This window comes from Pedobacter petrophilus, from assembly GCF_009674725.1.
In the GTDB taxonomy this organism is placed as follows: Bacteria; Bacteroidota; Bacteroidia; order Sphingobacteriales; family Sphingobacteriaceae; genus Pedobacter; species Pedobacter petrophilus.
This window is the reverse complement of sequence record NZ_WKKH01000035.1, coordinates 37964-48946: the sequence shown is the minus strand read 5'-3', so window position 1 is coordinate 48946 and position 10983 is coordinate 37964. Positions and strand designations below refer to the sequence as shown.

At 37.8% G+C, this 10983-nt stretch carries 7 protein-coding genes; 3 read left to right on the top strand and 4 right to left on the bottom strand.

Annotated features, from left to right (window positions below):
- Positions 1-659: 659 nt before the first annotated feature.
- The gene (locus GJU39_RS17905) at positions 660-2420 is read left to right on the top strand and encodes a S8 family peptidase (RefSeq protein WP_154282369.1); all 1761 of its coding nucleotides are present in this window, start codon (positions 660-662) and stop codon (positions 2418-2420) included.
- On the opposite strand, the gene GJU39_RS17900 is transcribed toward GJU39_RS17905, so the two are convergent.
- Genes GJU39_RS17900 through GJU39_RS17890 form a run of 3 tightly spaced genes read right to left on the bottom strand, consistent with a single transcriptional unit; the run spans position 2417 to position 5321 of the window.
- Complete coding sequence (locus tag GJU39_RS17900; protein ID WP_154282368.1) at positions 2417-3208, bottom strand: polysaccharide deacetylase family protein; 792 nt, start codon at positions 3206-3208, stop codon at positions 2417-2419. The genes GJU39_RS17905 and GJU39_RS17900 overlap by 4 nt on opposite strands.
- Positions 3208-4140 carry a glycosyltransferase family 2 protein gene (locus GJU39_RS17895; RefSeq protein WP_154282367.1) on the bottom strand — a complete coding sequence of 311 codons (933 nt, stop codon included), beginning with the start codon at positions 4138-4140 and terminating at the stop codon, positions 3208-3210. The genes GJU39_RS17900 and GJU39_RS17895 overlap by 1 nt, the downstream gene beginning before the upstream one ends.
- Entirely contained in the window at positions 4137-5321 is a 1185-nt protein-coding gene (locus GJU39_RS17890; protein WP_154282366.1) for a glycosyltransferase family 87 protein, read from the bottom strand. The genes GJU39_RS17895 and GJU39_RS17890 overlap by 4 nt, the downstream gene beginning before the upstream one ends.
- A gap of 319 nt (positions 5322-5640) precedes the next feature.
- Here GJU39_RS17890 and GJU39_RS17885 point away from each other — a divergent pair, with 319 nt between their 5' ends.
- Both GJU39_RS17885 and GJU39_RS17880 read left to right on the top strand, forming a co-directional pair.
- Positions 5641-5832 (top strand): hypothetical protein, encoded by a 192-nt coding sequence (locus tag GJU39_RS17885; protein ID WP_154282365.1) that lies wholly within the window; start codon positions 5641-5643, stop codon positions 5830-5832.
- Positions 5833-6017: 185 nt separating this feature from the next.
- Positions 6018-8783 carry a DUF5695 domain-containing protein gene (locus tag GJU39_RS17880; protein WP_209437682.1) on the top strand — a complete coding sequence of 922 codons (2766 nt, stop codon included), beginning with the start codon at positions 6018-6020 and terminating at the stop codon, positions 8781-8783.
- 219 nt (positions 8784-9002) lie between these two features.
- On the opposite strand, the gene GJU39_RS17875 is transcribed toward GJU39_RS17880, so the two are convergent.
- Positions 9003-10967 (bottom strand): glycoside hydrolase family 97 protein, encoded by a 1965-nt coding sequence (locus GJU39_RS17875; protein WP_154282364.1) that lies wholly within the window; start codon positions 10965-10967, stop codon positions 9003-9005.
- Positions 10968-10983 lie beyond the last annotated feature (16 nt).

Below are 10983 nucleotides of genomic sequence, written 5' to 3'. Positions count from 1 at the left end.
CAAATCTTAAAAGCCTCAAATCAGGCATTTAACAAAGAACCCTTGCAGTAACAACTGCAGGGGTTTCTGCGTTATCATAAAGTTGGAGGCACAAAGAGCAAGGAACAAAGACTAAAGGATAAAATGGAAAGCCAATAGGGCCAAAAACGAACTACTACAGACGAAAAACGGATAATGATGCTCAGTTAAAGAGATAAGCGGAAAAGCTAAAGCGGAAATAAAAAATGGAAAATAGATAAATGAAAGGCAAGCGAACCAAAAACGAACTACGACAGACGAAAAACGACTAACGATGCTCAGATAACCCCTCCTCTATCTCCAGGATTCTTCGAAAATAGAAAATGAAAGGCAAGCGAACTAAAAACGAACCACGACAGACGAAAAACGACTAACAATACTCAGATAATCCCTCCTCTATCTCCAGGATTCTTCGTATAATCCCTTCACGCGTCCTCCTGAACTTGTTTCAGGATCTTTTTAAATAAATGCAATACAAAGCAAGGATAACGACAGGCTAACATGCAATTAATAGCTATAATTTTAAAATATAGGTAATATATTAATTCTATAGTATTATGTTTTTCATTGTTAAAAAATGTAAATTATTCAAGTGTCAAGGTAATAAAACCGTATTATTGTAATATTACGTACATCTGGATATGACCAATTTAAACCAAACTAAAGTATTTCTAGTTACTTTTCTTCTCCTCATACAAACTGGTGTTTTTGCACAAAATAAAAATGTAAAACTTCCTGCCAACTGGTTTAATCTAGATTTAACGGAAAACGGATACTTTGGTATCAGCACTGAAAAAGCGTACCGTGAGATTTTGAAAGATAAACAGCCGAAAGAACGTATTATTGTAGCAGTGATTGATGGAGGTATAGATATCACTCATCCTGATTTACAGCCTGCGCTATGGACAAATAAGAAAGAAATTCCAGGCAATGGTATAGATGATGATCGTAATGGATATATTGATGATATTCATGGCTGGAATTTCATCGGTTCTAAAAAAGGCAATCTGGAGTTTGATAATTTAGAACTTATCAGATTACTTAGGATATATACTCCTAAATATCAATCAACCACTAACCTAACCCCACTTGATAGCAATCAAAAGGAAGAGTTTAGGTTATACAAGAAAATGGTTGGCGATTTTGGAAAAAAGTATGAGGATGCCAGTAATACTTTTTCCGTTTTAGTAGCCATCAATAAAGTCCTTGATTCTGTAGCTAAAGGAAGTAACAAAAAGGTTCCTTCATATGAAGATGTAGAAAGGTATAAAGCTGACGATGAGATGGAGGAACAAGTTAAAAATATTATCAAAAAGGGATCGAAAGAAGACGGAGGTTTTGAAAAATTCTATAAGAGTATTAAAGATGGATATAAGCAATATGATGCCATGCTTAAATATAACCTCAATCCTAAGTATGACATGAGGGCAGCGTTAGTTGGCGATGATTATTCAAATAGTAATGAACGCAAATATGGTAACGCTGATGTTAAAGGGCCTGATGCTATGCATGGAACCCACGTAGGCGGAATTATTGGAGCGGATCGAACCAATAATATCGGCATATCAGGAGTGGCGAATCAGGTGAGTATTATGGCTATCCGGGTTGTACCAACTGGTGATGAACGAGACAAAGATGTAGCAAACGGAATCAGATATGCAGTAGACAATGGCGCAAGAGTAATCAATATGAGTTTTGGTAAAGCATATAAATGGGATAAGAAAATAGTTGATGATGCTGTGAAATATGCAGAATTGAAAGGTGTTTTATTAGTTCACGCTGCTGGTAATGACAATCAAAATAACGACATCGAAGAAAATTTTCCTAATAAATATTTTGAAAGTCAGGAGGCAGAAGCCTATAAAGCAGCCCATCGGAAACCCGCCAAACCTGATTTCACACCGCCAAAGCCGGTAAGGCAAAATAGCATGGGAATGAGGCCTCCGGTGAATAGTGCTATTGTTAAGGCTGTTCCATTAGATTCGGCAAAATTTAAGCTTCCAAGTGCCGGTAATTGGATAGAAGTTGGTGCAAGTGCCTATAAGGATGATGAAACTTTAAAAGCAGATTTCTCTAATTATGGAAAATATAATGTTGATGTTTTTGCACCCGGTTTTTTAATTAATTCGACAGTTCCGGATGGTAAGTACGAAGATTTGGATGGGACCAGTATGGCTTCGCCGGTAGTTTCGGGTTTAGCTGCGCTAATTCTAAGTTATTATCCAGAGCTAAAGCCAGTTCAGGTACGGGAAATTATTATGAAATCTGTAACTAAGGTAAATCATAAAGTAAAATACAAAAATGAAAGGGGAGAAAATACCCGGGCTTTGTTTAGTGAAATTTGTGTGAGTGGTGGTATTGTGAATGCATACAACGCTTTAAAACTTGCGGAAACTTACTAAATAGGATTTGAACCCGATAACTTGCCAATGAATTCCTGGAAAGTTCCGAATTGGTAATTTCTGGATTTCATCCAGCTGATTAGGCTATCCATTCTTTTGATCATTTTTAATCCTGTATTTTTTCTCACGTATCCTGGAAAGCCAAACCGTTCAACCTGATCAAGATCAGTAAATTCCCAGGGATGGAAATAGATATTTAAGTACTGGTCTTTTTTATAAGTCCAGGCAGCAAGAAATTTATATAGTGCTAGTGGCAGATTGTGAAAGGAAAGCCAGAATAAAGGAAACCTGATTACAGGGCTGACCGAAGCAGGAATCTGCAACACATTTTGTTTCTTAAAATGTGTTCTCGAAATATTAAAATTATTATACCGCCCTGGTAGATAAGTAGGATTAATAGAGGTATTATAAGTGTAACCTGCTTTTTCTATTTCTTTTTCATCAACAGGCATCATCCTGGCCATTCGATAACCAGTTATTGCCTGTCCGGAAAGTTCTTCCAGCCTCACCTTAGATTGTAACAGATGCTCAGGTTTGAAATTTGAGTGATAGTAGCCGTGCGAAGCCAATTCATGTCCTGTTGTGGTGATCCGTTCAATCAAATCTGGTACATTTTCAGCAAAAGTAACGGTACAGAAAAAAGTTGCTTTGATTTCATGTTGATCCAGTAAATCCAGAATGGCAATTGTGCCTGCTCTTGAAATTGAAATCTGATCAGCAAAAGAAATCTCTTTCCCATACTCAAACGGCATGTCGAATTCTTCAATATCAAAACTTAAAAGAACCATTAGTGCTGCTGAATATTAGTTGAACGAATAATATAATTTGGCCGGTTTTTAGTTTGCATAAACATTTTACCTACGTAGATTCCGATGATACCCAAAATAATCAGTTGGAGGCCTCCAAAGAAAACAATCGTCATCAGCATCGAAGCCCAACCGGAAACCTCCACATTATTTGCAAAGGCATAAATAACATATGGAATATAGAGCACTGACGCAAATGAAAATATGAAACCTAAGTAAACTGCAGAATAAAGTGGTTTTATGCTGAATGAGGTTACACCGTGCAACGCAAGGCGAAACATTTTCTTAACTGTATATTTACTGTTACCTGAAAAACGGGCAGCAGGATTATATTTTATCGCGTGCTGTTTAAATCCAAGCCATTTAACCAAACCCCGGAGGAAGGGTTCATTTTCATGAAAATTTCTAAATACGTTAACCACCTTCTGGTCTAACAAACGAAAATCAGCAGCGCCTGGCTCGAGTTCTATATCCGACAGTAAATTAAGTGTTTTATAAAACAGGTTAGAGGATCCGCGTTTGCCTTTAGAAAGACTTTTATCATCTTCTCTAATGGTGTAAACCACTTCATTACCTTCTTCCCATTTTTTAAGCATTTCAGGAATAAGCGTTGGCGGATGTTGCATATCGCAATCCATTGAGATCACGCAATCGCCAAAAGCATGGTCCATACCTGCTTTAACAGCCAGTTGATGGCCGAAGTTTCTGGAGAATTCAAGAAAGAAAATGTTATCAGCGGTTGCTGCATAATCCTGAATCTTATTTAGGGTAGGGTCTGAGCTGCCATCATCAACAAGGATCACCTCATAATTGAAATTAATTTCAGCAAAAACATTTTTGAGGCTTTCACAAATCATAAAGATATTATCAGCTTCGTTATATGCTGGTATTACGATTGAAACTAATTTTTTCATTTTTCGGTCATGGAATAAGGCTCAAAATCCTCTTTTAGCATTTGGTAAATAATGGTAATCCAAATGATGACACAAGGTAGCGCTTTGAGCGAATATAGACGAATAAATTCTTTGACCGCTCTCGGCAAAACATCAGTTGGCGATAGACTGGTTAGTACAAATGCAAATATAAATAGCGCCATTACCCATGGTTTTTTAGGGTCTTGTTGTACGATAAACCAAATGGCCACGCCAGCAAAAGCGATAATGTAAGTTGGCGATTCAGAACCGCTACTAAAAATGACGGCAAAAATCAATGTGGATGCCAGTAACATTAACCTAAAAGCCAGATATTTGTATTGTTTAATTCGTAAATACGGAAGGGCAAAAAGTACCAGACCCGAAAGTAAAAAAGGGCTATTAGGAATATTCACATTGCCGCTTATCCTCCTGCACATACCCATAATGGAAATATCCTGAAATGAAGTTAAAGATGCATTGGAAGCATTTTTATGTACCAAAGAATGATACCAATCTATATAGGACTGGACCACAAAAGACGGCGATGAGATGGCCATAGGCAACACAAAAAGCAGTAAAAATGCCGCAATCCCTGCAAAAATGAATTTGACTTTGTGGTTTGTAAAGAAGAAAAACGCCAGGCCTACAACCCCGTATAATTTAATCATTGTACCCAAGGCAATGAAAAATGCTGATTTAACTTCTTCTTTTTTGATCAGATAAGAAAAACTCAATAACATCAATCCCGTCAGGGCGATGTTGAATTGAAAGCTAAATAAGGCGGTAAGTGTTTCATGTGCACATATCCAGGCCACTATAGTTCGCTTATTTAAAGAAACAGGTAAACTATAGATTCCCCAAAGCAGCACCAACACATTGGCTATATTCCATAAAATCATTGCCATACCGTCTGGTAGCAGCGCGAATGGCGCAATGATCAGGGAGAAAATTATTCCATAATGATTACTGTCGCCGTAATCTGTATAATTATTGTAAAGATTTTGAAGATCGACGGTATGCCAATAAACATATTTGAAAATGAGGTAATTGTTGTAAGAATGATGCAGATACTGTTTAGTACCGGCTATAATAGCCAGCAAAACATAGATGACTACGACGCATTGTTTTTTCCTTAAAATTGCAAAAATCTTGAGAAAGATTGAGTTTTTTGCTAGGCTCATATGATTAGTTCGGCGAATATAATGAATTTAACTATCCGTTTAATGCGATTCAAAATGGTTTTTCAAACCGTTCTTGAGTTGAATGTCACTATTTATTTATTCGAAAAATGAAAAATCCTTAAAGAAAACAAGGTTAAGTATGAAGTAATAAATCAGATACAGGTTAGATTTTTGCTGGTTTTTACTTTTCGAATGCCTATATTCATTTTTAATTGAACTAATTTGATTTGTTAAATGATTTAATCAGTTAGAATACTGTATTCAGCTTGTCTTTTTAGCGTCGGGTTTAGAAGATTAGATAATTTTTAATTAAAAGGCTATGAAAAACTTTGTAATTTCACATTTTGGCGTTTTTGAGGTTGATAATTATTTAGGTTCTGACGTTAGTAAGCCAATTGTTATTAACGAAAGGGAAAATTATTTCAATCACGACGGTAAAGCACAAAGTAGCTTAGCCCAAAAAAAACCATTTCAATGGTTTTTAAATCTGTTATTTCGAAAATTTTTTTAGCAACCATTTTAAAATTCGCGATCAGTCTCTCATTCAAAATGATCATCTTACTATTTTGCAGTTTACCATAATTAAGCTGATCCTTTACCAATTTTATCTAAATCGGCATAGAAGGTAAACCCTTAATCTTTTAAAGACTATTTTTGATTTACTCCAATCATCATCAGTTTTTAAAGTAAGTAACCATGAAAATCAAGATTAAAGCAACCTTCGGAAACCGGAAACTATTGCTGCAAAATATATTTCTCACCATTTCATTTTTTCTGATTTCGGGACTTGCCGGAGCACAATCACCCTGGCTTAATTTGGCTAAAAAGCCATCTACATTAGGTTTGGAGAATGGCTTAACTTCTTATGATGCCGGTGCTTTTAATTTAAAATTGGTGAAATCATCTCAAACGGTAGCCGGACTTCAGCCAAAAAATGTGAAGGATTTCGATTTCACACCAAGTGATAGTTTGAAAGTCAGGAGTTCGGATGGTTTGTACCATTTGGGTGATATTAATCTAAAAACCAGAACTGGAAGTGATGCAAGCTGGAAAAGTTTTAGCACAGCGGCCAGGCGAATGCCTGTTAAAGCGATTGAAGTAAAGGGTAAAGTACTGGCATCGGCAGATCTGGCTGCTACATTACCAGCAGATATACCGTTACAAATTATCCGTAGCTGGGAAATGAATGATGGTAAACTTACTTTAAAATTCGAAGTTAAAAATAAAACAGCTGGCAATGTAGAAATTGGCGCACTGGGAATTCCAATGATTTTTGATAATATTTTAGAAGGAAGAACCCTGGAGCAAACCCATGCAAAAAATGTTTTTTACGATCCTTACATTGGAAAAGATGCTGGCTACCTGCAAGTAACGAGGTTAAGCGGACATGCTCCTTCACTAATTGTAACTCCAGTTGGGAAAACGCCATTTGAAGCTTATAATCCGTTAAATGATGATCGTACACCGAGAGGAATTGCTTTCGAAGGATTTTATGAGTGGATGGTGTATAGCAAGGCTTACGCCGAAAACGAGTGGAAAAATGCTGACCAATGGAATGTTCCAACTTCTATTACTTTAAAACCAAATGAAACCAAAACTTATGCGCTTCAGTTTATCCTCTCCGGTAGTGCAAAAGACATAGAAAGTAAGTTAACAGAGAACAAACGGCCGGTTGCAGTGTCGGTTCCGGGGTATGTATTGCCTAAAGATGTAGATGCAAAGTTATACCTCAACTATGCGAAAAAAATTAAATCGATAACTTCATTTCCTGCTGATGCATTAATCGTAAATGCCGCGGGTTTTACTAAAAAAGGGTGGAAAAGTTATGCTGTTAAAGGCAATGCCTGGGGCAGAGCCAGGTTAACAATTGTTTATGAGGATGGCCTCGAACAAACGGTTAATTATAAAATTATCGAATCAGAAAGTAAAGTAATTGCCAGCTATGGCCATTTTTTAACAACCAAACAATGGTTTGATCAGCCTAAAGATGTTTTCAAAAGATCGCCATCTGTAATTACTTATGATAATGAAAAACAGCAACAGGTAGTACAGGATAACCGGGCATGGATTGCAGGTTTGAGCGATGAAGGCGGGGCGGGATCATGGCTGGGTGCCATTATGAAGCAGCTGGTAAATCCCGAAAAGGCAGAAATAGATAAGCTGCAAAAATTTGTAGATACAGTAATGTTTGGTAATATCCAGTTAAAAGACGGGCCTCAGAAATATGGCGTAAAGAAAAGTTTATTTTTTTATGAACCAGATTCGATGCCCAAAAATACTTACGATAAAGATATAAACTTTAAAACCTGGTCGGCGTGGCCAGGTAAGGAAGCAAATAACCTGGGCAGGTCATATAACTATCCGCACGTTGCGGCTGCACACTGGATGATGTATCGCCTGGCCAGAAATTACACCGGCCTGGTGGCACAAGACAGCTGGAAACAGCACCTTATCAATGCAGCGGAAACGGGAATGGCCATGGTTAATATTGCACCATATTATGCGCAGTTTGGTCAGATGGAGGGAACCATTTTTTACCTGATTCTAACTGATTTAAAAAATGAAGGTTTAATTGAAGAGGCCAATAAATTATCGGAAGCCATGAAAAAGCGTGCGGATCACTGGCGATCTCTGGAATATCCCTTTGGAAGTGAAATGCCCTGGGATTCTACTGGTCAGGAAGAGGTTTATGTATGGTCTGACTATTTTGGGTATCAGGATAAAGCCAGGGTAACGCTGGATGCTATTCTGGCTTATATGCCGGTAATGCCACATTGGGCCTACAATGGGAATGCCCGCCGTTACTGGGATTTCCTTTATGGAGGTAAGCTTCAGCGGATTGAAAGAATGATTCATCACTATGGTTCAGCTTTGAATGCCATTCCGGTATTGATGGATTACCGCAAAAATCCAAACGACTTTTATTTGCTTCGTGCAGGTTATGGCGGATTGTTAGGTTCCATTTCAAATATTACACAAGACGGCTTTGCGCCAGCAGCTTTTCATGCTTATCCGTCAACACTTAAAAATGACGGCATTACAGGTGATTACGGTTCGGGCTTTTTTGGCTACGCAATAAATACTTCATCTTACATTCTCGAGCATCCTGAATTTGGATGGCTGGCTTTTGGTGGAAACCTAAAGAAAGATAAAAATACAGTTACCGTTTCAATTACTACTGCAGCTAAATCGTCGGTTTACCTTGCGCCAGTCGGACTATGGATTTCATTAGATGCTGGTAAAATAGCGTCTGTAAGTTATGCTATTTCCACCGGAGAAGTCAGGTTAAAATTGGAGAAGGCTGATCAATACACACCAAATGCAGTTATTAGGGTTTCTCAACCAGCTAAACTGCCTGGCGTTGGCACGTACAGTATTAAAACGGCAGGTACAAAAGAAAGAGGCGCTACACTTGTTAATCTTTCTAAAACCGGAACAACTGAAGTGTTGATTCAGAAATAATTTTAGATTTCTTAAACCCTGGGGTTACAGTTTTTTTTTGAGCCCATTGTAGTAGATGCACTGTTTGCTGATTTAAAATGATCCTGGCACTGGTTCGGAAACGAGCGCGAGCTATATCTTAGCGCATGTTTGTAAATGATCGCGAGCTTTATATCATAACAAAAGCCAATTTTCACATTGAAAATTGGCTTTTGTTATGATGAAGAACTTTAAAATTCTTTAATTCACCGGTGTTAAGATGGCACACCAACCACCGCCTTTTTCCATTTTAATATCTATTTTGTCTGCTTTACTCACCTTCAAAGTGGTAATTTTATAATCAGCTGCATGCCTGTCTGCATTAATGCCATCACTTAAGAACTCCATCTGATAGTTCTTACCATCCAGAAAAGAAAGTTTTGATGTCAATGTTCTGGCATTCCAATCGGTCATTCCCGAAATGTACCACTTATCGTCTTTTTTCCTTGCAATTAGTGCGTATTCGCCCACTTGGCCATCAAGGGCAACTGTTTCATCCCAAACAGTAGGGATTTTAGAGATAAACGCTGTATATAATGTATCTTTCAAATAATTAGAAGGATTATCCGCAAGCATTTGTAACGGACTTTCATACATTACATACATGGCGGCCTGGTGTGCCCGGGTTCCCATACTCATGGGCTCGCTAAAAACAATATTGAAATTCTTTTTATTGGCATTAATCATCGCTCCGGGCGTATAATCCATTGGGCCGGCAGCCATTCTGATAAATGGCAAAGTTACATTGTGGGTAGGCGTAATCTCTGCACTCCATTTATTATTTTCCGCTCCCCGTACCCCCTCATAGCTCATTACATTCGGATATTTATGGTTCAAACCTACAGGCTTGTAAGCGCCATGCAAATCAACCATCAATTGATATTTCGCCGCAGTGGCCGCTACCCGCTCATAAAAGTTAACCATATATTGATCTGCTCTTGCCATAAAATCGATCTTAATTCCCACCGCTCCCCACTTTTTATATTTGGATAAGATGTTATCCATATCCTTATCCAAAGGCCCCCATAAGGTCCAAAGCCAAACGCCTACATTTTTTGATTTACCATAATCTATAATTTCCTGCAGGTTGATATCTGGCGTGGTATGAGTGAGGTCTGTAGTAGTTTTGGTCCAGCCTTCATCCAGCATAATGTACTCCAATCCAAATTTAGCCGCAAAATCGATGTAATATTTATAGGTTTTGGTATTGATGCCAGATTTAAAATCAACCCCGTAGATGTTGTTGTCATTCCACCAGTCCCAGGCTACTTTGCCAGGCTTAATCCATTTTAGGTCATTAATGACCGATGGACTTGATAACTTATAAGTGAGATTGGTAACGAGTAAATCCTTATCCTCAGCACAGATTGCAATACTTCTCCATGGAAATTTACGCTGGCCTGTGGTTTTTGCAATGTGACTTTCCAATTTGGTGATTTTGATATCACGATCTCTTACAGGTGTGCTTTCTGCAATATTTTTCGGATGCGCAGCAGTGAGTTTTCCGGTTCCGGTACCAAATAAAAACAGGTTTGGATAATCATAAAGATCGGCCTCGCTCACCAGCATTTTAATGCCAGATTTAGCATAAACCAGCATGGGTAAAGCAGCATGTTGCTGATTACTAAAAGCATTTAAAGTAGAATCTTTATATAAACTTTCGAAATGTGATAAATAGTTTGGATCACTTTCCTGGGGCCAGAATACGCGGTTATTTGTTCCAAAATCAAAATCTGCAATTTCATTTTCAACTTCTATCGTTTGCTTTCCGAGTGCTGTTTCAAAGCGATAAGCCACCCCATCATCGTATGCCCTGAAATAAATGCTGTAATTGCCTTTGAAAGTCAGTTTTAATTCATTGTAATTGTTGTTTATCTTTTTACTTTTTACCGGAATTTCAGCTGTCAGCACCTCCGCATGCATACTTTGCTTTTGATTGATTAAAGCCGGATTTACGCCTAGCTGAATATTGTTTTTAAGCAGCATCGCCAGCTGGCTCGGTTGCAGAATTGTGGCTGAACCATATTTAATGCTCCAGGTAATTTTCTGACCTAAACTGATATGAATTTTTATCTTCTTATCTGGAGAACTGATCTGGAGGTCTTTTCCAAATGCAGTTCCAAAAATGAAGATAGTGAAAAGAAAAGCAATGAGTTTTTTGTTCATAATGTTGTTTCTAAAT